This window comes from Amycolatopsis sp. TRM77291, assembly GCF_054166285.1.
The window spans coordinates 463,307-487,486 of record NZ_JBSZHF010000001.1; the positions used below are offsets into that span (position 1 = coordinate 463,307).

The following is a 24,180-nucleotide window of genomic DNA, read 5'->3' on the forward strand; positions in this document are numbered from 1 at the left end:
GTCCAAAGATTCCTGCGCAGTACACCCCAGGCACGGGAGGAAGATTGTGCTGAACGCAGGAGACACCGCATGGGTGTTGATCAGCGCCGCGCTGGTCATGCTCATGACACCGGGACTGGCGTTCTTCTACGGCGGCATGGTCCGCGCGAAGAGCGTCCTGAACATGTTGATGATGAACTTCATCGCGCTCGCCGTAGTCGGTGTCCTCTGGACGCTGTACGGCTTCACGATGGCGTTCGGCAACGACATCGGCGGAGGATTGCTCGGTAACTTCGACTTCGCCGGTCTCACGGACATCTCCGGCAAACTCGCCGGGTTCGCGACCGCCGCCACCGACACCGCGCCCGAGGTCGCCTGGCCCGGCGCGGACGCGTTGCCGCTGTTCGCCTTCGTGATGTTCCAGCTGATGTTCGCGATCATCACGCCCGCGCTGATCTCCGGTGCCATCGCCGACCGCGCCAAGTTCTGGGGCTGGACGCTGTTCGTCGCGGTGTGGGTGACGATCGTGTACTTCCCGGTGGCGCACTGGGTGTTCTCGTTCAACGGCTTCATCGGCGCGGATTCGGTCGGCGGCTGGATCGCCAACCAGCTCAAGGCGCTCGACTTCGCCGGCGGTACCGCCGTCCACATCAACGCCGGTGCGGCGGGCCTGGCGCTGGCGATCGTGCTCGGCAAGCGCAAGGGCTGGCCGAAGGGCACCGGACGCCCGCACAACGTCCCGTTCGTGCTCTTGGGCGCCGCGCTGCTGTGGTTCGGCTGGTACGGCTTCAACGCCGGTTCGTCGCTGGCCGCCAACGACCTCGCCGCCGTCGCGTTCACCAACACCACCGTCGCGACCGCCGCCGCCATCCTCGGCTGGCTGATCGTCGAGCAGATCAAGGTCGGCAAGCCGACCACCCTCGGTGCCGCGTCCGGCGCCGTCGCGGGTCTCGTCGCGATCACCCCGGCGGCCGGTTTCGTCAGCCCGCTGGGTGCCATCGCCATCGGCCTCATCGCCGGTGCCCTGTGCGCGCTGGCGATCAGCCTCAAGTTCCGCTTCGGTTTCGACGACTCCCTCGACGTCGTCGGTGTCCACCTCGTGGGTGGTCTCGTCGGCACGCTGCTCATCGGTTTCTTCGGCACCACCAGCGTCAACTCGCTCGGCGTCGACGGCCTGTTCTACGGCGGCGGCCTCGGCCAGCTCGGCAAGCAGGCGCTCGCGGCGGCCGTCGTCCTCGGCTACTCGTTCGTGCTGACCTTCGTCATCGGCTGGGTGATCAAGAAGCTCGGCGGGTTCCGCGTCAGCGCGGAGGACGAGGTCAGTGGTATCGATGAGGCCCAGCACGCGGAGAGCGCGTACGACTTCACCGGTTCGGGCGGCGGCCTCGGCCAGCCGAGCTCCATCCCGGTCAAGGCGTCCTCCGGAAACGCGGCCACGAAACTCGAGGAGAGCAAGGCATGAAGCTGATCACCGCGATCGTGAAGCCGTTCACGCTCGACGACGTCCGCTCCGCGCTGGAGCAGCTGGGCGTGCTCGGCATGACGGTCAGCGAGGTGCAGGGCTACGGCAGGCAGAAGGGCCACACCGAGGTCTACCGGGGTGCCGAGTACTCCGTGGACTTCGTGGCGAAGCTGAGGGTCGAGGTCGTCACCGACGATTCCAACGTCGAGAAGGTGCTCGACGCGATCACCACCGCCGCGCACACCGGCAAGATCGGTGACGGCAAGATCTGGGTGACGCCGGTGGAGACGGTCATCCGGGTACGCACCGGCGAACGCGGCTCGGACGCCCTATAGGCGTCACGGATGGCCGACGGGGGTGAACTGGTCAAGGCCACCGAGCGGTTGCTCGAGGGCAGGCACGGAAGGCTGGGGGCGTCCGCGTTGCGGGCGGCCCTGGTCGACCTCTACGAATTCTGGTTGGGCAAGGGCGCTTCGGCGGCCGGCGTCGACACCGCTGAACCCGGTGTCGCGCTGGCCGCCGTCGGCGGCCTGGGGCGCAGCGAGCTGGTGCCCTTCTCCGACCTCGATCTTTTGTTGCTGCACAACGGGAATTCGCAGGTCGGCGAGATCGCCGACGCCATCTGGTACCCGTTGTGGGACGCCAAGATCGGCTTGGACCACTCGGTGCGCACTCCGGGTGAGGCGCTGAAGGTGGCGTCCGAGGATCTGCGGACCGCGATGGGGCTGCTCGACATGCGCCACATCGCCGGGGACGCCGAGATCACCGCCAGGCTGGCGGCCGCGGCGCGGGACCAGTGGCGGCGGACCGCCCGGAAGCGGATGGACGAACTGTCGGACGCGGTGCGTCAGCGCTGGGCCCGCAGTGGCGAGATCGCGCAGTCCGCCGAGCCGGATCTCAAGCACGGCCGGGGCGGGCTTCGCGACTTCGCCGTCCTGGAAGCGCTTGCGGCGGCACAGCTGACGGCGAGACCCGGCGAGGAACTGCTGGCGGCGAAGAGCCTGCTGCTCGACGTCCGGACCGAACTGCGCCGGGAACTCCGACGGGAGCGGGACATCCTCAGCGCGCCGGAGGCCGAGACGGTGGCGGGCGAGCTCGGGTTCGGCGACCGGTTCACCTTGGCGCGCAAGCTTTCCGGTGTCGGCCGGACGATCGCGTACGCGGTGGACGTGGCGCTCCGGTCCACTGTGGAACCGCCCAAGGCGCGGTTCGGGCGGCGGCCGGCACGGACGCCGCTCGACGAGGGTGTCGTCCTGCACGGGAACGAGGTCGCCCTGGCGCGGGACGCGGTGCCCGCCAAGGATCCGGCCCTGCTGCTGCGGGTGGCCGCGGCGTCGGCGCGGATCCGGAAACCCATCGCGCACGGGACGCTGCGGGCACTCGCGGAAACCGCGCCGGAACTGCGCGCGCCCTGGCCCGCCGACGCCCTCAAGGCGCTGGTGGAACTGCTCGGCGCGGGCGAGGGACTCGTCGACGCAGTGGAGGCGCTGGACCGTACCGGCCTGTGGGCGCGCCTGTTCCCCGAATGGGGGGCGGTGCGGGATCTCCCGCCGAGGTCGCCGGTGCATTCCTGGACCGTCGACCGGCATCTCGTGCGGGCCGCGGTCGAGGCGTCGAAACTGACGACCACCGTTTCACGGCCGGATCTGCTGCTGATCGGCGCGCTGCTGCACGACATCGGCAAGGGCCGCGACGCGGACCATTCCGAACTCGGCGCGAAGATCAGCGCCCAGGTGGCGGCAAGGCTCGGGCTGCCGGAGGCGGACGCGGCACTGGTGTCGGCGATGGTCCGGCATCACCTGCTGCTGCCGCACACCGCGACGCGGCGGGACATCAGCGATCCCGCCACGATCCAGCGGGTGACGAAGACGCTCGACGAGAACCTCGTCCTGCTGGAACTGCTGCACGCCCTGACGACGGCGGATTCCCTGGCCACCGGGCCGGGTGTGTGGACCGACTGGAAGGCGCGCCTGCTCGCCGAACTCGTGTCCGGTTGCGAGGAAGCGTTGCACGGCAAGGGTTTCGTGCCGCCTGAGCCGATGGGTGCCGAACAGCGGGAACTCGTCGCCGAGGCCGTCGCGTCCGGCCGTGGCGAGGTGCGCATCACCGCCGCGGGCAAGGTCGTGACCGTGGTGCTGGCGGTCCCGGCCCGCGCGGAACTGCTGGCGCCCGCGGCCGGCGTGCTCGCGCTGAACTCGCTCGAGGTCCACGCGGCTGTGCTGCGCGGGCACGACGGGGGACGGGCGGGTGTGTTCACGGCGTCGCCGAAGTTCGGCTCGCTTCCCGACGTCACCCTGTTGCGTGAGCAGTTCGCGCGGGCGGTGGCCGGGACGCTGCCGCTCACCCAGCGGCTCGCGGCGAAGGAACGGGACTACGGCGGAGGGGAGACGCCGTCCGCGGGAGCGAAGGTGATCTGGTTCGACGACGAGACCAGCGGGCACGACACGGTCGTGGTCGAACTACGGGCCGCGAACCGGATCGGGCTGCTGTACCGGGTCGCGGGCGCGTTGCGCCGGTGCGAGGCCGAGGTGCGGTGGGCGAAGGTGGCCACGCTCGGTGGCGCGGTCGTCGACTCGTTCGCCGTCGCGCCGCGGGCGGGCCGCGTCGACCGGGAGTGGCGGTCGAAGATCGAAGCCGCGCTGCTGGCCGCCGCGACTTGATCGTTTGCCGACGCCCGGCCCCGGGTAAGCCAATCCATGCCCGATCCCACTCTGCTCGCGCTGGGATCCGCCCTCTGTTACGGATTCGTCGACTTCGCGGGCGGGCTCCTGGCCCGGCGGGCCGACTTCGCCGCCGTCGCGTTCGCCGGCCAGGCGGGCGGTTTCGTGTTCATGCTCGGTGCCGTGTTGCTGCTCACGCCGGCGGATCCGTCGACGCCGGATCTCGTATGGGGCGCGGCCTCCGGCTTCGGCACGGCCGTCGGCATGGTCTTCCTCTACCGCGGTCTGATCGGCGGGGCGATGAGCATCGTGGTGCCGATCAGCGCGGTGGGCAGCGTGACATTGCCCGTGCTCATCGGCGTGACCCTGCTGGGCGAGCGCCCCTCGGTGCCGGGATTCGCCGGGATCGGGCTGGCGATCCTCGCGCTGGGGGCCGTTTCGCGTTCCGGCGCGGGCGACGCGGAAAGCACGAAGCCCGCGGTCCGGGACGCGCTGATCGCCAGCGCCGGATTCGCCGTCCAGTATCTCGCGCTGGCGCAGGCGGCACCGGAAGCCGGTCTCTGGCCGGTCGTGGCGAGCAGGCTGGCGGCGACTTCGGCGATCCTCCCGATCGTCGTCCGGAGGGGGAACGGTGCGCGGCTGCCGTGGCGCTTCGCCGTCGGCTCGGCGGCGAACGGCTGCTTCGCCGCGTTGTCTCTGGTCCTGTATCTCCTCGCCACGCGCCAGGGACTGACCACGATCGCGGTAGTGCTGGCGTCGTTCTATCCGGTCGTGCCGGTCGTCCTCGGCATCGTGGCACTCCGTGAGCGGCCGGGACCCGTGCGATCCGCGGGGTTGGTCCTGGCGGCGGGCGCGGTGGTCCTGCTCGGTTACGGCTGACCCGGGACCGGGGTGTCGCGCGAGTCGCGGAGGGTAGCGGTGGCAGGATGTGCGCGGTCGAGACCCGAAGGAGCCGGAGGGGCGGTGAGCACGTGCTCGACCACGAGCAGGACTCGCCCGGACCGCAGCGGATCACGCTTCCGCCGACGGTCGTGGCCTCCCATCTCCGTGCGTGCGCGGACGACCTCGCCGTCTCCCTCACCGCGTCCGGCCCCGCCGCGACCGTGCCCGAACTGCTCAAGGTGGTCCGGCACCTCGTCGCGGGGCAGCAGGCGCTGGCCATCGCGCTCGAAGGCATGGCGGGACGGGTCGAAGGGGGCGGCGAAGGCGCGCTGGCCACCGCTCCGATGGTCGACGTCGAGGTGGTCGCCGAAGTACTCCGTGCGGCGGCCACCGCTGTCGACTGTTCGGCGGAGGCACTCGCCGAATCCCGCCCGTCATTCGAATGTGTGAGCGAATCGGTCGCCCCTGACACCCGTTTGTAGCTGTCCCGCCCCTTCGGCGCGTGGATACGCTGACCAGGCGGAGGTGGGCCATGCGAGCGGTGTGGAAAGGCACGATCGGATTCGGGACCTACGCCATTCCGGTGAAGGCGTACAGCGCGACCGAAGAGCACAACGTCCCCCTCCACCAGGTGCACGAACCCGACGGCGGCAGGGTGCGCGTGAAGTGGGTCTGCGAGGTCGACGGCGCCGAGGTGCCCGCGGCCGAGATCGCCAAGGGGTATCCCGTCCCCAACGGCGACGTCGTCCTGCTGACCTCCGGGGATTTCGCGTCGCTGCTCCCGCCGACCACCCAGTCGATGGACGTCGTCGGCTTCACCCCCGCCGAACAGGTCGACCCGATGTACTTCGCGCGCAGTTACTTCCTCGAGCCGGAGCCGGCGGGCACCAAGCCGTACGTGCTGTTGAGCGAGGCGCTGCAGCAGTCCGGGCGGATCGCGATCGTGAAGGTGACCTTGCGGCAGCGCGAAACGCTGGGCGCGCTGCGCGTGCGGGACCAGGTGATCCTGCTCGAGACGATGCTGTGGCCCGACGAGATCCGGCGGCCCGACTTCCCGTTCCTGCACGAGGACGTCGACCTGCGGCGCGGGGAACTGCGGAACGCGGTTTCGCTGATCGAAGACCTCACCCGCGATTTCGACCCCGGCAGGTACACCGATCACTACCGTGAGGCGCTCGAAGCGCTCATCCAGGCCAAACTGGACGGCGACGACGTCCTGCGGCCGACCGCCGCCGAACAGTCCGAAGGCGTGACGCGGCTGCTGGCGGCATTGCAGCAGGGACCGGTCGAGAAAGCCCAGGAGGCGGCGGACAAGGCGCGCGAGGCGCGGACGCGGGCGAAGCGGGCTGCGTCGTCGGCGTCGTCGGCGTCGTCGGCCAAGACCAGTTGAGTAGATCTACTCAGGGGGAGTTGGGGGTCTTCACGCTGCCGTGACCCCAGGGTGACCGGGCATGGTTATGTCATCGCGCGGAGAGAGCGCGGGCAGCGAATCGCCTGGTACTGGGGGTCCGGCGATACCGAGTCCCGCGAAGCTCGCCAAGTGTGCTTACGGTCGGCTCGCGGGGAGGCGAGCCTTCCGTAGGGGCTCCGGTACCGGTCTGCGAGGGGCGACCGGTCCCGGAGCCCTGTTTTGTGTTCGTGCGCTACCCGTGGTCCGAGCGCGTCATCCTCCAGCTGTACTGGCCCGTCTCCGGCTACGGCCTTCGCGCCCTCAGAGCCCTCACGACCCTGGAGTCCTCATAGCCGTCGTAGGCACGAGCATGTGGCTAGGCGGTTTCAAGACCACGCCCGCCCTTCGGGGATACCTTGGTCTACGTCGCTCGGAGAGGTCTTGCGCGGGTCCTCGGGCCGCTGCTGCCCGGCCTGACCCTGCTGGCCGTGCGCAACCGCGTCAAACGCTGACCTCGGACACCGACTACCCTGGGAAGCCGCCGGTTGGTACCGGCGAGCCACAACGACCCAGCTGGAGCGTGCACACCCGTGTTCGACACCCTCTCCGATCGGCTCACGTCCGCCCTGCAGACCCTGTCTCGCAAGGGCAGGCTCTCCGACGCCGACATCGACGCCACCGCGCGCGAGATCCGTATCGCGCTGCTCGAGGCGGATGTCGCGCTGTCGGTGGTCAAGGACTTCATCGCCCGGATCAAGGAGCGCGCCAAGGGCGCCGAGGTGCACGGCGCGCTGAACCCGGCGCAGCAGGTCATCAAGATCGTCAACGAGGAACTCGTCACCATCCTCGGCGGCGAGACCAGGCGGCTCACGTTCGCGAAGAACCCGCCGACGGTCATCATGCTCGCGGGTCTGCAGGGTGCCGGTAAGACGACACTCGCGGGCAAGCTCGCGATGTGGCTGAAGAAGCAGGGCCACGCGCCGATGCTGGTCGCGTGCGACCTCCAGCGCCCCAACGCGGTCACGCAGCTGCAGGTCGTCGGTGAGCGGGCCGGTGTCGCGGTCTTCGCGCCCGAGCCCGGCAACGGCGTCGGTGACCCGGTCGACGTCGCCCGCCGCGCCATCGACGAGGCCAAGCGCGCCCAGCACGACATCGTCCTGGTCGACACCGCCGGCCGTCTCGGCGTCGACGAAGAGCTGATGAAGCAGGCCGCGGACATCCGCGACGCCGTCTCGCCGGACGAGACGCTGTTCGTCGTCGACGCGATGATCGGTCAGGACGCGGTCACCACGGCCGAGGCGTTCCGCGACGGCGTCGGCTTCACCGGTGTCGTGCTCACGAAGCTCGACGGTGACGCCCGCGGTGGTGCCGCGCTGTCGGTCCGCCAGGTCACCGGCCAGCCGATCCTGTTCGCCTCCAACGGTGAGAAGCTCGAGGACTTCGACCTCTTCCACCCGGACCGGATGGCCAGCCGGATCCTCGGCATGGGCGACGTGCTCAGCCTCATCGAGCAGGCCGAGCAGCATTTCGACCAGGAGAAGGCCGAGCAGACCGCCGCCAAGCTCGGCAGCGGCCAGCTCACCCTCGAAGACTTCCTCGAGCAGATGCTCGCGGTCCGCAAGATGGGCCCGATCGGCAACCTGCTCGGCATGCTGCCCGGCGCCGGGCAGATGAAGGACCAGCTCGCGCAGGTCGACGACAAGCAGCTCGACAAGCTTCAGGCGATCATCCGCGGCATGACCCCCGCCGAGCGGGCCGACCCGAAGATCATCAACGCCTCGCGCCGGGTCCGGATCTCGAAGGGCTCCGGCGTCGCCGTCCGCGACGTCAACGACCTGGTCAACCGGTTCTTCGAAGCGCGCAAGATGATGGCGCAGATGGCGGGCCGCTTCGGCTTCGGCGGCGGAGGCGGCGGCAGCAAGAACCGCAAGGGCAAGAAGGGGAAGAAGGGCAAGGGGCGCGGCCCGACGCAGCCCAAGGTCCGCGGCGGCTTCCCCGGCGGCATGCCGATGCTGCCCCCGGGCGGCGGGATGCCTGGGGGACCTGGCATGCCCGACCTCTCCCAGCTCGGCGGCATGAACGACGTACCCGGGTTCGATCCGAAGAAGTTCAAGCTGCCGAAGGACAAGTAGCCCGTGGAGGCGCTGCACCTGGCCGGCGTCGTCCTGCCGGACGGCGAGCATCGCGAGCTGTGGGTCACCGGCGGCCGGATCACCACCGAACCGGTCGCCGGAGCGGAAACCGTGGTCCGGGAAGGCTTTCTGGTCCCCGGGCTGGTCGACGCGCACTGTCACCCCGGGATCGGCGTCGGCGGCCCGACCACGCTGGAAGAGGCTGCCGAACAGGCGATCACCGATCGCGACGCCGGGACGCTGCTGATCCGCGACTGCGGGCTGCCGATCGACGTCCGGCCGTTGCAGGAGCGGGCCGACCTGCCGCGGATCATCCGCGCCGGACGGCATCTCGCCCTGCGCAAGCGCTACATCCCCGGCCTCGGCATCGAACTCGAAGACCCTTCCGAACTGCCGAAGGCGGTCGCCGAGCAAGCGCGTGACGGTGACGGCTGGGTCAAACTCGTCGGCGACTGGATCGACCGGGGCGCCGGCGATCTCGCGCCGCTCTGGCCCGACGACGTCCTCGCCGAGGCCATCGCCGTCGCGCACGCCGAGGGCGCCAAGGTGACGGCGCACGTGTTCGGCCAGGCCGCGTTGCCCGGCCTGATCGACGCGGGGATCGACTGCCTCGAACACGGCACGGAACTCTCGGGGGACCAGCTGGACGTCCTAGCGGAACGCGGGATCGCGCTCGTGCCGACGCTGATCAACATCGAGAACTTCCCCGGTATCGCGGACAAGGCGGGCAAGTACCCGGTGTACGCCGACCACATGCGGGCGTTGCACGCCGGCGTGGGGGAGATGGTCTCGACGGCGATCGAGGCGGGTGTGCAGGTGTACGCGGGAAGCGACGCGGGCGGCATGGTCGAGCACGGCAGGCTCGTCGACGAGATCGAGGCGCTGCACAAGGCGGGCATGTCCGCGGAGCAGGCGTTGGCTTCGGCATCGTGGGCCGCCCGCGATTGGCTCGGCGTGCCGGGAATCGTCGACGGCGCCTCGGCCGATCTGCTCGTCTACCCGTCCGACCCGCGTGAGGATCTCGCGGTACTCCGCCATCCGAGCCACATCGTCCTGCGTGGCAAGATCTACGCCTGACCCGACTCCACCGGTGACCGGAGCGGCACCGGGCCGTGTCCTGTGAGCCTTGTTCGCGGTCTCCGCGCCCAAGCGGCCCCTGGCGGCACGGGCGATCCGACCGAGTACAACCCGGTACGAGGCCGAATCGCCCGCACCGCCAGGAGCCACCTGGATCACGAAGCCCATCGAACAAGACTCACAGGACACGGCCTAGCGTGGAGGCGTGGTGGACGACGGGCAGGCTCGCGAGCGTTTGGTGCTCGGAGCGCACTGGGGTTTCGTAGCGTTCTTCGCGGGCATCGCCGGATACCACCTCGTCACGCTCGTCATGAGCTTCCTGATGTCAGGCCGCTTCGGCGGTTACGACCCGCTCGAACTCCGTGACGTCGGCCCGCTGCTGATCCTCGCGTTCCTGCCCACCCTCGTGCTCGGACTCGGTCCGGCGGTCGGCTCTCGCGTGTGGGGCCAAGGACTTCGCACGGACTTCGGGCTCGAACCCACCTGGCGAGACGTCCGCATCGGGCTCGCCTGCGGGGCCGCCGCGCTCGCCGCCGGCTACCTCCTCAACCTGCTCCTGCTCGCCGTCTACGGGACCGACAGCGACGACCGGACCTTCTCCGACGTCTCGCCCGGCCCGATCACCGAGCTTTCGGGCACCACCGAGGGCGACACGCTCTGGCTCGTACTGGCCGCGGTCATCGTCGTCCTCGCCGCTCCGGTCACCGAAGAACTGCTCTTCCGCGGCACGCTGTGGAACGCCATGGGCTTCCATCGCCTGCCCTCGTGGGTGATCCTGCTGGTCACCGCGCTGGTGTTCGCCCAGTTGCACGGCGAGGCCGCGCGCACGATCGCGTTGTTCGGCCAGGGCATCGCCATCGGTCTCGCCCGCTATCTCTCCGGCCGGGTGAGCGCGTCCGTGATCGCGCACGCGGCCAACAACCTCCCACCGGCTGTATTGCTCTTCGCGGCGAGGTGATCGCCGGTCCAGGCGGCTAGAGTCTTTGAGTAACCGAACGATCACCGGAGGGATCGGCGTGACCGTATCTCAGCCCAGGGAGCCGATCCCCGAGGCCGCGCCGCCGGATGAGCTGACCGAAGAAGTCATTGCCGGAGGTGAGGTGGCCGCGCCCGACACGCCACCGCCGCATCGCTGGGGATTCGGGGCCTTCCTCCTGGTGGAAGCCGTCCTGCTGGCGTCGGCGGCGTTCATCAGCGTCCTGCTCGGCGACGTCCAGCCCGGTCAGCCACTGCCGATGCGCATGGTGCTGCTGGGCACCATGGTGCCGACGATGATCGCCGCCGGGGTCGCGCTGCTGATCACCCGCCTGCGCGGCAACGGGCCCTTCACCGACCTGCGGATCGGCTGGAGCTGGGCCGACGTCAAGGTCGGGCTCAAACTCGGCCTGCTCGGGCTCGGGTTGACCTCGCTCGCCGCCTACGTCTGGACGCAGGTCGTCGGCAACGAGAACGCGACCTCGGCGATCAGCGCGCTCGTGGAGGACCGGCGGATGTCGATCTCGGCGGCCGTCGTCATGTTCATCTACCTGTGGCTGGTCGGGCCGATCTGCGAGGAGATCATCTACCGCGGTCTCCTCTGGGGCGCGGTGGAACGGCTGACGTGGCGCACCGAACGCTGGGGGAGGATCGCGGCGTTCCTGGTCTCCACGGCCGTTTTCGCGGCGAGCCACCTCGAACCGCTGCGCACCACGTTGCTGCTGGTGATCGCGATCCCGATCGGGCTGGCCAGGGTGTTCACCGGACGGCTGCTCGGCAGCGTGGTCGCCCACCAGGTGAACAATTTCCTCCCGGCCGTGACGATCCTGCTGGCCTCGCTCGGGATAGCCGCGTTCTGACGGCCGATCGGCGTCTGGCAGAATGTACGCTTGCCTGCTTTGGCCGGACCCTCTCACCGCGCCCGAGCTCACCCTTCGGGTGTGCGCAGCCGTGTCCCCACTCGGCTGGCGTGCGCCTTCCACATGCATCAGAGAGAACTGAGGAGTACCCACACCCGTGGCCGTCAAGATCAAGCTGCAGCGTCTCGGCAAGATCCGTGCGCCGTACTACCGCATCATCGTCGCCGACGCGCGCACCCGCCGTGATGGCAAGGCCATCGAGACGATCGGCAAGTACCACCCCAAGGAAGAGCCGAGCTTCATCGAGGTCGACACCGAGCGGGCCCAGCACTGGCTGTCCGTCGGCGCCCAGCCGACCGAGCCGGTCCAGCGCATCCTCGAGATCACCGGTGACTGGCAGAAGTTCAAGGGCCTGCCCGGCGCCGAGGGCACCCTGAAGGTCGCCGAGCCGAAGCCGTCGAAGCAGGACCTGTTCAACGCCGCGCTCGCCGCCGCCGGTGACTCGGCCTCCGCCGAGGCCACCACGCCGAAGAAGAAGTCCGCTCCGAAGAAGGCCGAAGCCGACAAGGCCGAGGCCGCCGAGGGTGACAAGGCCGAGGCGTGAGCTTCCTCGCTGACTCCCTCGAGCACCTGGTGCGCGGGATCGTCGACAACCCGGACGAGGTCCGGGTCGAGCTGCTGACCACGCGTCGTGGCCGCACGCTCGAGGTGCACGTGCACCCCGACGATCTCGGCAAGGTGATCGGCCGGGGTGGCCGCACGGCGACCGCCCTGCGCACCGTCATGGGCGGCATCGGTGGCCGCGGCGTCCGCGTGGACGTCGTCGACACCGATCGCTGACCAAGGACTGAACGGGATGGACGTCGTAGTCGGCCGGATCGCCAAGGCGCACGGAATCCGCGGGGAACTCGCGGTGGACGTGCGCACGGACTCGCCGGAACAGCGGTTCGCGGTCGGTTCGGCCGTCACGACGAAGCTGCGTGACGGCAGCAGCAGAGACCTCACCATCGCAGCCGCCCGCGAACACAGCGGGCGGCTGCTGGTGCGTTTCGAAGAGGTGCTGACCAGGGACGTCGCGGAGACCCTTCGCGGCGCGCTGCTCATCGCCGACACCTCGACGCTGCCGCCGACGGAAGACCCCGACGAGTTCTACGACCACGAACTCGAAGGCCTGCGGGCCGAACTCGCCGACGGCACGGTCGTCGGCAAGGTGCTCGAAATCGTGCACTCGCCCGCCGGCGAGCTGCTGTCGATCGAACACGACGGACGCGAGGTGCTGGTGCCGTTCGTGAAGGCGATCGTCCCGGCGGTCGACGTCCCGGGCGGCCGCGTGGTCCTCGACCCGCCGGAAGGCCTGCTGGACGCCTGATGCGCCTCGACGTCGTCACGATCTTCCCCGAATACCTCGACCCGCTCCGCGCCGCGCTGCTCGGGCGCGCGATCGACCGCGGCCTCATCGAGGTCGGCGTACACGACCTGCGGGACTGGACGCACGACGTCCACCGCGCCGTCGACGACGCGCCGTACGGCGGCGGGCCCGGCATGGTGATGAAACCGCAGATCTGGGGCCCCGCCCTGGACGACGTCTGCGGCGAGAACACCCGCCTCGTGGTCCCGACCCCCGCCGGGCGGCCGTTCACCCAGGCCATGGCCCACCAGTACGCCGCCGAGGAGCACCTGGTGTTCGCGTGCGGCCGCTACGAGGGCATCGACCAGCGGGTGATCGACGACGCCGCGCGGCGGATGCCCGTCGACGAGGTCTCCATCGGCGACTACGTGCTGGTCGGCGGCGAGGCCGCGGTGCTGGTGATGGTCGAGGCCGTCGTCCGGCTGCTGCCCGGCGTCCTCGGCAACGCACGCTCGGCCGAGGAGGACTCGTTCTCCGATGGGCTTCTCGAAGGCCCCAGCTACACCCGGCCGGAGGTCTGGCGGGACCTGGCCGTCCCGGACGTCCTGCGCTCGGGAAACCACGCGCTGATCGACCGCTGGCGCCGTGACCAGGCGCTGGAACGCACCGTGCGGCGCAGGCCCGAACTGATCGGGCAACTGCCGGAAGGTAGTCTCGACAAGCACGATCTCCGTGTCCTCGAGCGGTTGCGCGAGGACACGGGCCAGGCCGGGTCGAACGCCTGAGACCTGGTCTGCAATACTTGACAGGTTGGCGTGGATAGACGCGTGAATTTTTACAACGGCCAGTGCCGGAGTTGAAGATTCGAGCTCATCCGGAACGCCATCAGCCCCCGGGTAGGTCGCAGTGCCCGACACTGCGCGCCCAAGCTGCACGTAAGCCATACGAAGACGAGGACGGACCACCGATGAACACCCTGGACGCGCTGGACGCGCAGTCACTGCGTTCCGACATCCCGGACTTCCGACCGGGCGACACGCTCAAGGTTCACGTCCGCGTCATCGAGGGCAACCGCGAGCGCAACCAGATCTTCCAGGGCGTCGTGCTGCGTCGCCAGGGCGGCGGCATCCGCGAGACCTTCACGGTCCGCAAGGTGTCGTTCGGCATCGGCGTGGAGCGCACCTTCCCGGTGCACTCGCCGAACATCGCCGAGGTCGAGGTCTTCAAGCGCGGTGACGTCCGCCGGGCGAAGCTGTACTACCTCCGCGAACTGCGCGGCAAGGCCGCCAAGATCAAGGAACGCCGCGAAAACCGCGAGACGACCTCCGCCAAGTAGGTAGCCGCACGGTTACCGGTAACCTGGCGTCGTGGTCGAACCCGTGTCCCAGAACACCTCCGAAGACGAGCCCGATCGCCCCGAAGAGGAGCGCCCTACCAGGGCCTCCCGGCGGGGCCGGTCCGGCTCCAAGAAATTCGGCAAGGTCAACAAGAAGCGGTCGTTCTGGAAGGAACTGCCGATCCTGATCGTCGTGGCACTCGTGCTGACGATCTTGATCCAGCAGTTCCTCGCCAAGGTCTACATGATCCCCTCGGGGTCGATGGAGACCACGTTGCACGGCTGCGCGGGATGCACGGGCGACCGGATCCTGGTCGACCGGATCACGTACGACTTCACCGATCCCGGCCCGGGCGACGTGGTGGTCTTCAAGGGACCGCCCGCCTGGGTCGGCGAGATCGACACGCCGGAGTCCAGCAACATCTTCGTCACCGGATTCCGCACGCTGGGTTCCCTGATCGGATTCGCGCCGCCGGACGAGCGTGACTTCGTCAAGCGGATCATCGCGACCGCCGGTCAGACGGTGCAGTGCTGCGATCCGCAGAACCGGGTGATCGTGGACGGCAAGGCGCTCGACGAGCCGTACATCCACTGGGAACCGGGTTCGCAGGTGGACGAGAGCGGCAAGCCCGTCCAGGACACGTTCGCCCCGGTCAAGGTGCCTGCCGGTTACGTCTGGGTGATGGGCGACAACCGCAACAACTCGAGCGACTCACGGCGCCAGGGCGGCGGCGGGGTCAACGGCGCGATCCCGGTGGAGAACATCATCGGCAAGGCACGGGTCATCGTGCTCCCGCCCGGCCGCTGGGGTGGCGTTTCGGACCACAACCCGCAGGCGAACGCCCAGCCGGTGGCGCTCGGCGCGCCTGCTTGGCAGCAGGGGCTTCCCCTCGGCGTCGGTGTCGCAGCGGCGTGGCCCGTGCTCTTCCTCGGCAGGCGGATGTCGGCTGGGGTGCGCAAGGCGGTCGACCGGAGGCGGTAAGGCCTTGACAGTTCCTGTACCGCTCACACCGGCCGAGCCGCTTCGGCCGCCGCGGGCAGTGGTGCGCGGCGACCTCTTCTGGGGGTTGCAGGGTGCGCTGGACCGGCGAGGCCTCGGGCCCGTCGCCGGAGTCGACGAAGCGGGGCGCGGTGCTTGCGCCGGCCCGCTCGTCGTGGCCGCCTGCGTCCTGCGTCCGGGTGACGCCGCGCGCCTGCCCGAGCTCACCGACTCGAAGGTGCTCACGGCCAAGGCTCGCGACCGGGTGTACGACCGGGTCGTCCAGCGTGCCGTCGACTACTCGGTCATCGTCATTCCCGCGGCCGAGATCGACCTGTTCGGCATCCACGTCATGAACCTCGAAGGCATGCGGCGCGCCGTCTCGGCGCTGCGGACCACGCCCGGCTACGTCCTGACCGACGGATTCCGCGTGGCCGGGCTGCCCGCTCCGAGCATCCCGGTGCTCAAGGGGGACAAGGCCGTCGCGTGCGTGGCGGCGGCGTCGGTGCTGGCGAAGGTCACCCGCGACCGGATCATGGGCGACCTGCACGACGTCCATCCGCATTACGGTTTCGACGTGCACAAGGGCTACAGCACCACCGACCACAGCGCGGCACTGAACACCCACGGTCCGAGCCCGGCCCATCGCTGGTCGTACACGAACGTGGCCACCGCGGCCGCCGCGCACCGCGTGCCACCGCCTCATCCGGTGGTGCTGACCGTCGCGGCACTGGAAAACCCGAGCGTGCCGATACGTGCCCTCGGCCCGTACGTGGGTAACAATGAACGCTCCGCCGCTGGAACAGCAGCAAAATCGCGAGGAGGGGCGCGGATTTCATGAGCGCAGAGGATCTCGAGAAGTACGAGACCGAGATGGAGCTCTCGCTTTACCGCGAGTATCGCGACATAGTCGGCCAGTTCTCGTACGTGGTGGAGACCGAGCGGCGGTTCTATCTGGCCAACGCCGTCGACGTGCAGGTGCGCGACGGCGGCGGTGAGGTGTACTTCGAGGTCCGCATGTCCGACGCGTGGGTCTGGGACATGTACCGGCCCGCGCGGTTCGTCAAGCACGTCCGGGTCATCACGTTCAAGGACGTCAACGTCGAAGAACTCGACAAACCGGATCTCCGGCTGCCGGAAGACGGGCCGTTCTCCGGCTGATCTTCGGAAAGTACGTGAAGACCCCCTTCAGCACGTGAAGGGGGTCTTCACGTATCTCCGGGCCGCATATAGCACAGCCCACCGACGATTCCGGCCGGTGAGCTCCCGCGACGGCCCAACCATCCACAACACCCCAGTTGTCCACAGGCGGCAGAATCAGCCCTGTCCGCCACCCCCTCACCCTGGCAGCGTCGATCCCACACCCACCGTGACGATCGCTGAGGGGGATCGAGATGACGAGCACGGCCGAACAGCCGTCCGCCGGGACACCACATATCGAACTGGGCCGATGGGGCGAGGACCTCGCGGTCCGGCATCTGGAAAAGACGGGCTATGTCGTCCTGAGCCGTAATTGGCGTTGCCGTGACGGCGAGCTGGATCTCATCGCGACCGACACCAAACGCCTCGTCTTCTGCGAGGTGAAGACGAGGGCCGGGGTGGGTTTCGGCACGCCCGCCGAGGCGGTGACCCCGGCAAAGGCGGACCGCATCCGCCGCCTCGCGTACCAGTGGCAGCGGCAGTTCATGCTCCGCTGGTGCCCCGTCCGCTACGACATCATCGCGATCGTCGCCCGGCCCGACGCCAAGCCCAAGGTGCGGCATATCAAGGCGGCGTTCTGAATGGCACTGGCGAGGGCCTGGTCCGTCGCGTTGCTCGGCGTCGAAGGCAGGATGATCGAGATCGAGGCCGACATCGGCGGTGGCTCGCCGAAGGTGACGATGGTCGGACTGCCCGACACCGGCCTGAAGGAGGCGAAAGACAGGGTCCGCTCCGCCGTCCGCAATTCGGGTCGGACCTGGCCGGACGAGCGGGTGATCCTCGGCCTCTCACCGGCGAACCTGCCGAAGGTGGGGTCCGGTTACGACCTGGGGATCGCGGCGGCGATCATGGCCGCGACGGGGTCGGTTCCCGCCACGAAGCTGCTGAACACCGTGCTGCTCGGCGAACTGGCCCTGGACGGCCGCGTGCGGTCGGTCCGCGGGGTCCTGCCAGGGCTCCTCGCGGCGCGCAACGCCGGGTACCGGAGGGCGGTGGTCCCCGCCGAGTCGCTGTTCGAAGCCGCTCTCGTGGACGGCTTGGAGGTCGGCGGGGTAGCCCGGCTGAGCGAATTCGTGGACTGGCTCAAGGGCGAAGGGGAACTCACCCGTCCCGAGCCTTCCGTCGTCCAAGAGCCGCCACAGGTGCCCGACCTCGCCGACGTCGTGGGACAGCCGGAAGCGCGGTGGGCACTGGAGGTGGCCGCGGCGGGCGGGCATCACCTGCTCATGACCGGGCCTCCCGGGGTGGGCAAGACGATGCTCGCCAAACGCCTTCCCGGCCTCCTCCCGCGGCTGACCGCCGAAGAGTCGTTGCAGGTCACAGCGATCCATTCGATCGACGGTTCGCTTTCGCGGTCCGCGCCGCTCGTCACCGTGCCGCCGTTCGTCGCGCCGCATCACTCGATCAGCGTGCCCGCACTGATCGGCGGAGGAAGCGGCCTCGCCGTGCCCGGCGCGATCAGCCGGGCGCACCGGGGGATCCTGTTCCTCGACGAGGTGTGCGAATTCGGCCCGGAGCGGTTGGAGTCGCTGCGCACGGTGCTCGAAGAGGGCGAAGTGCGGATCGCGAGGGTCAAGGGCGCCGTGCGGTATCCGGCACGGTTCCAGCTGGTGCTGGCGACCAATCCCTGTCCCTGCGCTCCGGCGAAGGACGCCGACTGCACGTGCTCCGCGACCGTGCGGAGGCGCTACTTGAGCCGACTCTCCGGGCCATTACTCGATCGGGTGGATCTGCGGGTTCGGCTGCGCCCGCTTTCCGCGCTCAGCGCACACCTGAGCGAGCCGCCCGAAGCGTCGGCCGCTGTCCGGGAGCGAGTGCTGGAGGCACGCGAGCGAGCCGGAAAACGCTGGGCCGAGCAAGGCTGGCTCACGAACGCCGAGGTGCCCGGTCCGGCACTGCGCCGTGAGTTCGCGCTGCCGTCGCAGGTCACGGCGCTGCTGGATCGTGCATTGGAGCGCGGCGCGATCACCGCGCGCGGCGCCGACCGGTGCCTTCGCATCGCCTGGACGCTCGCCGATTTGCAGGGCGCCGACAAGCCGGAAGCGGACGAGGTCGCGGCTGCCTTGAACTTCCGAGAGCGGTCATCCGGATGAGTGAACTCGACGCCGAGCGCATCGCCCGGTCGTATCTCCTGCGCGTGGCCGAGCCTCCGGCACCCGCTTTGGCAGGTTTCGTCGGCGAAATCGGCCCCGTCGCCGCCGCGGAACGAGTGCGAAGCGCCGAATGCCCGCCGAAGGTGCGCGACGAGACCGCCGCGAGGCGAGCACACGACTACGCCGAGCGAGATCTGGAGCGCGCCGAGGCAGGCGAGGCCCGCCTCGTCATCCCGGAAGACGACGAATGGCCGGCCTGGCCGTTGCTTTCGCTGGCCGTGGCCCAGAGCAGGGGCGTTACCGGCGTGGCACCTCCGCTGGCGCTGTGGGTACGCGGCCCCGCGAGGCTCGACGAGGCCGTGGACCAGGCGATCGCGATCGTCGGTGCCCGTGCGGCGACCGGGTACGGCGAGCACAACGCGGCCGAGGTGGGCTACCACCTGGCGAGCCGGGGGATCCCGGTGTTCTCGGGGGCGGCGTACGGCATCGACGGCGCGGCCCACCGGGGCGCGCTGAGCGCGGGCGGCACGACGGTCGCCCTGCTCGGCTGCGGTGTCGACGTCGGCTATCCGGCCCAGCACGCGACCCTGTTGCGCTCCATNGGCGAGCCGGGGGATCCCGGTGTTCTCGGGGGCGGCGTACGGCATCGACGGCGCGGCCCACCGGGGCGCGCTGAGCGCGGGCGGCACGACGGTCGCCCTGCTCGGCTGCGGTGTCGACGTCGGCTATCCGGCCCAGCACGCGACCCTGTTGCGCTCCATCGCGAAGACGGGCGCGGTGGTCAGCGAGTACCCGCCGGGCACGACACCCGCGAGGCATCGCTTCCTCGTCCGGAACAGGCTCATCGCGGCGCTCACGGAAGGGACCGTCGTGGTCGAGGCGGGCAGGCGCAGCGGCGCGCGGAACACCGCGGGTACGGCCGGAGCACTCGGCAAGGTCGTGATGGCCATGCCGGGACCGGTGTCTTCGGGGATGTCCGCCGGCTGTCACGCGCTGATCCGCGAAGGCGAGGCCACGCTGGTGACCTCGGTCGACGAGATCCTCGAGACGGCGGGACGGTTCGGAGCACCGGGAGCGGATCCGTCGAAACCGCGCCGCCGCACCGATCAGCTCGGTCCGGAAGCGCTGCGAGTGCACGACGCCCTGTCCGATCGATCGGCGAGGCCCGTGGAACGGGTCGCCGCCGAGTCGGGCATCCCGGTCGAACGTGTCCGTGCGTTGCTTCCGGCACTCGAACTCGACGGCTTCGCGGAAAGAGGTGACACAGGGTGGCGAAGACGCGCCCCCAAGACCTGACTGGCCTACACATGAGACGCCATCCCGGCACGATCCGACCACGGACACCGCAACAGGGTGCGGCGATACTTGACCATCCGCCGTACATCGCGCAGCGTGATCGGCATGCCGTCGACCGAAGGTCCCCACGGCACGGGGAAACGCGCCCGCAGACCCGATCTGCGCGCCGCCCGTGCCGCGCTGCCGGAGCCTGTCCGGAAGCTGATCGACGACTACGAGCGGCACCTGTCCCTCGAACGTGGGTTGTCCGCGCATACGGTGCGTGCCTACCTCGGCGACGTGGTGTCGCTGATGGGTTTCGTGGACGCGAATGGTGGCCGGTTCTCCGACCTCGACATCGGGACACTGCGCGGCTGGCTCGCCCGGCAACGCGAGGAGGGGGCCAGCCGGACGACGCTGGCGAGGCGGGCCGCGGCGGCCCGCACCTTCACCGCGTGGGCCCACCGAGGCGGAGCGCTCGCGTCGGATCCTGGCGGGAGGCTGGTGGCGCCGCGCGCGCACCGCAAGCTTCCCGGGGTCCTCCGCGCGGAACAGGCCAGCGACGTCATGCGCTTCTCAGCCGCCGGTGCCGAACAGCGCGACCCGGTGGCGTTGCGGGACAGTGCCATCGTGGAACTGCTCTACGCGACCGGTGTGCGCGTCTCGGAACTGTGCGGGCTGGATGTGGGTGACGTCGACTTCTCCCGCCGGGTCGTGCTCGTGCTGGGCAAGGGCGGCAAGGAACGCGTCGTGCCGTTCGGCGTTCCCGCCGAAGCGGCCTTGCGGGCGTGGCTGGACGAGGGCAGGGGAAAGCTCGCCGTCGAAACCAAGGGGCCGGGAGAAGCGGCGCTCTTCCTCGGGGCACGAGGAGGCAGGCTCGATCCGCGGGCGGCCCGCCGCGTCGTCCACGAAGCCGTCGGTTCGGTGCCGGGCGCGAACGACATGGGCCCGCACGGCCTGAGGCATTCCGCGGCCACCCATCTGCTCGAAGGCGGCGCTGATCTTCGGAGCGTTCAGGAACTGCTTGGTCACGCTACGCTGGCCACAACGCAGCTCTACACTCATGTGACCGTCGATCGGCTGAAGGCGATCCACGACCGCGCGCACCCCCGGGCCCGATGATGCCGGGGAGGACTCGGCAGGTGACCCGGCGGCCCGGACCGGCGGCGCACGCGCATCCGCACGAGCACGGAGAACACGCTGAGTCGCATGCTGAGAACGGCGGCCCGATGACCGCCGACCCACATGTCACCGAAGCCGCCGGGAAACACCGCCCCGGCGGGGACGGTCCTGCCGTCGCGCCCGAAGCGCGGACCGGCTACGAAGTGGACGCCGGGATCCAGGCGCTGTGGCGCGAGTTCACCGAGTCGCCGGACCAGATCGTGCGTGACCGGCTCGTGCTGCACTACGCCCCGCTCGTCAAGTACGTCGCCGGCCGGGTCGGCACCGGCCTGCCGACCCACGTCGACGTCGGGGACCTGATCCAGTCCGGGATCTTCGGCCTGGTCGACGCGATCGAGAAGTTCGAACCCGCCAGGGGCCTGCGGTTCGAGACCTACGCCATGCAGCGCATCCGGGGCGCGATCCTCGACGACCTGCGTTCCCAGGACTGGGTCCCCCGAGCGGTGCGCAGCAAGGCCCGCGAAGCCGAACGCGCCCTGGAACGCCTCGGCGCCCGGCTGAACCGCACCCCGACCGACGCCGAACTCGCGGCCGAGCTGGAAATCAGCGTCGACGACCTGCGCGAGTTCTACGGCCAGATGCAGCTGACCAGCGTCATCGCCCTGGAAGACCTCGTCGCCGCGGGCAAGGACAGCGGCTCACTGGTCGACACCCTGCCCGACGACGGCGCCGTCGACCCGGTGGCCGTCCTGGTCGACCGGGACAACCGCCGCCAGCTCGCGCAGGCGATCGCCCAGCTCACCGAACGCGACCGGATCGTGGTCGGTCTCTACTACTTCGAAAGCCTGACGCTCGCCGAGATCGGCAAGGTCCTCGGTGTCACCGAGTCGCGGGTCAGCCAGCTGCACACCCGCGCCGTCATGCGGTTGCGCGCCAAACTGGTCGAGCAGGCCTAGCCGCCGTCCAGTTCCGGGACGGTCAGCCCGATTCGCCTGACCTAAGGTTCGGCGGCCGCTTCATGTGAGCTGCGAAGCCCGCCTTGCTGCCTCGCCGTGTCCTTGGCCCTTTCTCTCGGTTTGTTTCACACGCTCCGCCGCAGCCGGACAACACATGTGCTTGAGCGGACGGCACGTGTGTTTGGAGGGACGACACACGTGTCCCGCCGGACGGCACGTGTGTTTGGGCGGACGGCGCGTGTGTGGACGGAACACGCGGTGCGGAACCCGGCCGGCGTGATCGCTCCCTGATCACCCCTGTTCGTTCTCCAATCACTCGTGGCCCGTGCCTGGACGCGCGAGTCAACCCCGATCGGCCACAGACGGAGACAAGGGCGAGGAGCGCCGCGCCGGAGCGTGGAAGCAGGACCGCAAGACAGGACCGAAAGGCCCAGCTGGCGAACCCGGAAACCCGTACCGCCGACGCGGAGGCAAGCAAGACACCGCCTGGCCTCGCAGCGGTCATTCAGTCTCCTTCCCAGGGTTTGAGGCGGATCTCGGATGGTTCACCGATCAACGTGAGCGGGTCGACGTACTCCTCGCCCCGCCGGACGCCGAAGTGCAGGCACGCCGGCTCCGGGCAGCCCGGGTGACCCGCCGCGAGCGTTCCGAGCACCTGGCCCCGGTGGACCTGATCACCCGTGGTGACCGACAGAGCGAGCGGTTGGTAGGTGGTGCGCAGCCCGCCGTCGTGATCGATCGACACCACTCCGCGGCCCGCCACCTGACCGGCGAACATCACCACACCCTCGGCGGCCGCGAGCACGTTCGCGCCCGGAGGCGCGGCGAGGTCGACGCCCCGGTGGCCGGGGCCGTACGGCGTCGAGGGCGGCTCGAAGTACCTGGTGACGCTCGGTGCCGGCGAGAGCGGCCAGGAGAGGCGCCCCTGCGGGGTGGGCGCCCCTCTCGCCGTCCCGGGCATCGCCGCGGACGTGAGGATCGCGAGCACGGTCGCGAGGATCGCCAGGCGGGGAAGGCGCCGGGCGTGTCCTGGGCGGCGGTGCCTGCCGCCGGTGCGGTCGATCGCGAAGGAATGCCTGGTGACAGGGCGGGATGAGGTCGTCGATGTCATGTGTTCCAGGTTGGGGGTACGGCGTGGCGGGCGGGGCGCGCCGGTGGAATCTGTGGATAACCGAGGCGGTTGTGGACAACCCCTCTCATCAGGGGCTGCCGGTGCGGTACCCGGTGGCGACAGGGAGTAGACTCTTTTGCGCGGTCCGCGGCAGCGGACTGACTTCGCGTGCACGTGCGCGCTCCCGATGGCCGATCTCCTCACGGAGGGTCAGGACAGCCGGGGGCACACGGCCCGGCGGTCCCTGGGGTACTTCGCTCCCGGGTCCGGGCCCGAGCATCGGCACCAGGGCGATCGGCCACCCGGCCGAGAGCGACGAACCGAGCAAGCGCGTTCCGGCAGAGCCGGGCGCGCACGACACAGAAGAGGTTGATTCCGGCAATGGCCGTCGTCACCATGAAGCAGCTGCTCGACAGCGGCGTGCACTTCGGGCACCAGACCCGTCGGTGGAACCCGAAGATGAAGCGCTACATCTTCACCGAGCGCAACGGCATCTACATCATCGACCTGCAGCAGACGCTGACCTACATCGACCGTGCGTACGAGTTCATCAAGGAAACCGTCGCGCACGGCGGCACCATCATGTTCGTCGGCACGAAGAAGCAGGCCCAGGAAGCCATCGCGGCCGAAGCCTCGCGCGTGGGCATGCCCTACGTGAACCAGCGCTGGCTCGGCGGCATGCTGACCAACTTCCAGACCGTGCACAAGCGTCTTCTCCGCCTGAAGGAGCTCGAGTCGCAGGAGCAGACCGGCGGCTTCGCCGGCCTGACCAAGCGCGAAATCCTCACGCTCACCCGTGAGAAGGACAAGCTCGAGAAGACCCTCGGCGGTATCCGCGACATGGCCAAGGTGCCGAGCATCGTGTGGATCGTCGACACGAAGAAGGAGCACATCGCCGTCGGCGAGGCTCGCAAGCTGAACATCCCGGTCGTCGCGATCCTGGACACCAACTGCGACCCGGACGAGGTCGACTACCCGATCCCGGGTAACGACGACGCCATCCGTTCGGCCGCGCTGCTGACCAAGGTCGTGGCCGAGGCCGCCGCCGCCGGTCTGATGGCCCGCTCCAGCCGCAACGGTTCCTCCGCCGACGCCAAGCCCGAGGCGGGCGTCGCCACGGACGAGCCGCTGGCCGAGTGGGAGAAGGAGCTGCTCGCCGGCTCCGAGACCGCCGCCGCGGACGCCAAGGAAGCCGCCGCCGCGACCGAGGCCGCCACCGAGGCTCCGGCCGAGCAGGCCACCGCCTCCTCCTGATCCACCTGCCCGTGGGGCCGCCTCCGGGCGGCCCCACGGGTGACTTCCCCAAAAGACTTTCTCGTACCTGAAAAAGGACGGACACACCC

At 69.7% G+C, this 24,180-nt stretch carries 24 protein-coding genes and 2 pseudogenes; 25 read left to right on the forward strand and 1 reads right to left on the reverse strand.

Annotated features, from left to right (window positions below; all coding sequences use genetic code 11):
• Positions 1-46 precede the first annotated feature (46 nt).
• The 24 genes and pseudogenes from ACXIZN_RS02165 (at position 47) to ACXIZN_RS02280 (ending at position 21,726) form a co-directional block, all read left to right on the forward strand.
• The gene (locus ACXIZN_RS02165) at positions 47-1,441 is read left to right on the forward strand and encodes an ammonium transporter (RefSeq protein ID WP_457952262.1); all 1,395 of its coding nucleotides are present in this window, start codon (positions 47-49) and stop codon (positions 1,439-1,441) included.
• Complete coding sequence (locus ACXIZN_RS02170) at positions 1,438-1,776, forward strand: P-II family nitrogen regulator (protein WP_020630602.1); 339 nt, start codon at positions 1,438-1,440, stop codon at positions 1,774-1,776. The genes ACXIZN_RS02165 and ACXIZN_RS02170 overlap by 4 nt, the downstream gene beginning before the upstream one ends.
• A 9-nt stretch (positions 1,777-1,785) precedes the next feature.
• A complete protein-coding gene (locus tag ACXIZN_RS02175) occupies positions 1,786-4,101 on the forward strand; it encodes a [protein-PII] uridylyltransferase (RefSeq protein ID WP_457952263.1) in 2,316 nt (771 codons plus the stop codon).
• Positions 4,102-4,137: 36 nt separating this feature from the next.
• Complete coding sequence (locus ACXIZN_RS02180; protein ID WP_457952265.1) at positions 4,138-4,980, forward strand: EamA family transporter; 843 nt, start codon at positions 4,138-4,140, stop codon at positions 4,978-4,980.
• Between the two features lie 92 nt (positions 4,981-5,072).
• The gene (locus ACXIZN_RS02185; protein ID WP_126733419.1) at positions 5,073-5,465 is read left to right on the forward strand and encodes a hypothetical protein; all 393 of its coding nucleotides are present in this window, start codon (positions 5,073-5,075) and stop codon (positions 5,463-5,465) included.
• Positions 5,466-5,515: 50 nt separating this feature from the next.
• A complete protein-coding gene (ku, locus tag ACXIZN_RS02190) occupies positions 5,516-6,373 on the forward strand; it encodes a non-homologous end joining protein Ku (RefSeq protein WP_457952266.1) in 858 nt (285 codons plus the stop codon).
• 590 nt (positions 6,374-6,963) lie between these two features.
• Positions 6,964-8,505 carry a signal recognition particle protein gene (ffh, locus tag ACXIZN_RS02195; protein ID WP_457952268.1) on the forward strand — a complete coding sequence of 514 codons (1,542 nt, stop codon included), beginning with the start codon at positions 6,964-6,966 and terminating at the stop codon, positions 8,503-8,505.
• A 3-nt stretch (positions 8,506-8,508) separates the two neighbouring features.
• The gene (locus tag ACXIZN_RS02200; RefSeq protein WP_457952270.1) at positions 8,509-9,582 is read left to right on the forward strand and encodes an amidohydrolase family protein; all 1,074 of its coding nucleotides are present in this window, start codon (positions 8,509-8,511) and stop codon (positions 9,580-9,582) included.
• Between the two features lie 208 nt (positions 9,583-9,790).
• Complete coding sequence (locus tag ACXIZN_RS02205; RefSeq protein WP_457960438.1) at positions 9,791-10,540, forward strand: CPBP family intramembrane glutamic endopeptidase; 750 nt, start codon at positions 9,791-9,793, stop codon at positions 10,538-10,540.
• 58 nt (positions 10,541-10,598) lie between these two features.
• Entirely contained in the window at positions 10,599-11,417 is an 819-nt protein-coding gene (locus ACXIZN_RS02210; protein WP_457952272.1) for a CPBP family intramembrane glutamic endopeptidase, read from the forward strand.
• Positions 11,418-11,574: 157 nt separating this feature from the next.
• A complete protein-coding gene (gene rpsP, locus ACXIZN_RS02215) occupies positions 11,575-12,021 on the forward strand; it encodes a 30S ribosomal protein S16 (RefSeq protein WP_005154724.1) in 447 nt (148 codons plus the stop codon).
• Positions 12,018-12,257 (forward strand): RNA-binding protein, encoded by a 240-nt coding sequence (locus tag ACXIZN_RS02220; RefSeq protein ID WP_003103110.1) that lies wholly within the window; start codon positions 12,018-12,020, stop codon positions 12,255-12,257. Before rpsP ends, ACXIZN_RS02220 begins: the two co-directional genes overlap by 4 nt.
• 16 nt (positions 12,258-12,273) lie before the next feature.
• Positions 12,274-12,786, forward strand: a complete 513-nt coding sequence (gene rimM, locus ACXIZN_RS02225; RefSeq protein WP_126733415.1) for a ribosome maturation factor RimM — start codon at positions 12,274-12,276, stop codon at positions 12,784-12,786.
• Positions 12,786-13,550, forward strand: coding sequence for a tRNA (guanosine(37)-N1)-methyltransferase TrmD (trmD, locus tag ACXIZN_RS02230; RefSeq protein ID WP_457952275.1), 765 nt, complete (start codon positions 12,786-12,788; stop codon positions 13,548-13,550). Before rimM ends, trmD begins: the two co-directional genes overlap by 1 nt.
• A 182-nt stretch (positions 13,551-13,732) precedes the next feature.
• On the forward strand, positions 13,733-14,101 hold the full coding sequence (gene rplS / locus ACXIZN_RS02235) for a 50S ribosomal protein L19 (protein WP_005154717.1): 369 nt from the start codon (positions 13,733-13,735) through the stop codon (positions 14,099-14,101).
• Positions 14,102-14,132: 31 nt separating this feature from the next.
• Positions 14,133-15,083, forward strand: coding sequence for a signal peptidase I (gene lepB, locus ACXIZN_RS02240; protein ID WP_457952277.1), 951 nt, complete (start codon positions 14,133-14,135; stop codon positions 15,081-15,083).
• A 58-nt stretch (positions 15,084-15,141) separates the two neighbouring features.
• Positions 15,142-15,921: a ribonuclease HII gene (locus ACXIZN_RS02245; protein WP_457960439.1), complete on the forward strand. Its 780-nt coding sequence runs from the start codon at positions 15,142-15,144 to the stop codon at positions 15,919-15,921.
• A complete protein-coding gene (locus tag ACXIZN_RS02250; protein ID WP_003096226.1) occupies positions 15,918-16,241 on the forward strand; it encodes a DUF2469 domain-containing protein in 324 nt (107 codons plus the stop codon). Before ACXIZN_RS02245 ends, ACXIZN_RS02250 begins: the two co-directional genes overlap by 4 nt.
• Positions 16,242-16,474: 233 nt before the next feature.
• Positions 16,475-16,861: a YraN family protein gene (locus ACXIZN_RS02255; RefSeq protein WP_457952278.1), complete on the forward strand. Its 387-nt coding sequence runs from the start codon at positions 16,475-16,477 to the stop codon at positions 16,859-16,861.
• A complete protein-coding gene (locus ACXIZN_RS02260) occupies positions 16,862-18,373 on the forward strand; it encodes a YifB family Mg chelatase-like AAA ATPase (protein WP_457952280.1) in 1,512 nt (503 codons plus the stop codon). It begins immediately after the preceding gene.
• Positions 18,370-18,744, forward strand: a pseudogene (locus ACXIZN_RS02265) (DNA-processing protein DprA); the annotation flags it as partial. The gene ACXIZN_RS02260 and the pseudogene ACXIZN_RS02265, both read left to right, overlap by 4 nt.
• A gap of 232 nt (positions 18,745-18,976) precedes the next feature.
• Positions 18,977-19,669: pseudogene (locus tag ACXIZN_RS02270) on the forward strand (DNA-processing protein DprA); the annotation flags it as partial.
• Positions 19,670-19,774: 105 nt separating this feature from the next.
• Positions 19,775-20,770, forward strand: a complete 996-nt coding sequence (locus ACXIZN_RS02275) for a tyrosine recombinase XerC (protein WP_457952282.1) — start codon at positions 19,775-19,777, stop codon at positions 20,768-20,770.
• A gap of 107 nt (positions 20,771-20,877) precedes the next feature.
• The gene (locus ACXIZN_RS02280; protein WP_457952283.1) at positions 20,878-21,726 is read left to right on the forward strand and encodes a FliA/WhiG family RNA polymerase sigma factor; all 849 of its coding nucleotides are present in this window, start codon (positions 20,878-20,880) and stop codon (positions 21,724-21,726) included.
• 505 nt (positions 21,727-22,231) lie between these two features.
• Here ACXIZN_RS02280 and ACXIZN_RS02285 read toward each other — a convergent pair.
• A complete protein-coding gene (locus ACXIZN_RS02285) occupies positions 22,232-22,837 on the reverse strand; it encodes a murein hydrolase activator EnvC family protein (RefSeq protein WP_457952285.1) in 606 nt (201 codons plus the stop codon).
• A gap of 381 nt (positions 22,838-23,218) precedes the next feature.
• On the opposite strand from ACXIZN_RS02285, the gene rpsB reads away from it, so the two are divergent.
• A complete protein-coding gene (rpsB, locus tag ACXIZN_RS02290; RefSeq protein ID WP_034310929.1) occupies positions 23,219-24,091 on the forward strand; it encodes a 30S ribosomal protein S2 in 873 nt (290 codons plus the stop codon).
• Positions 24,092-24,180: the final 89 nt, after the last annotated feature.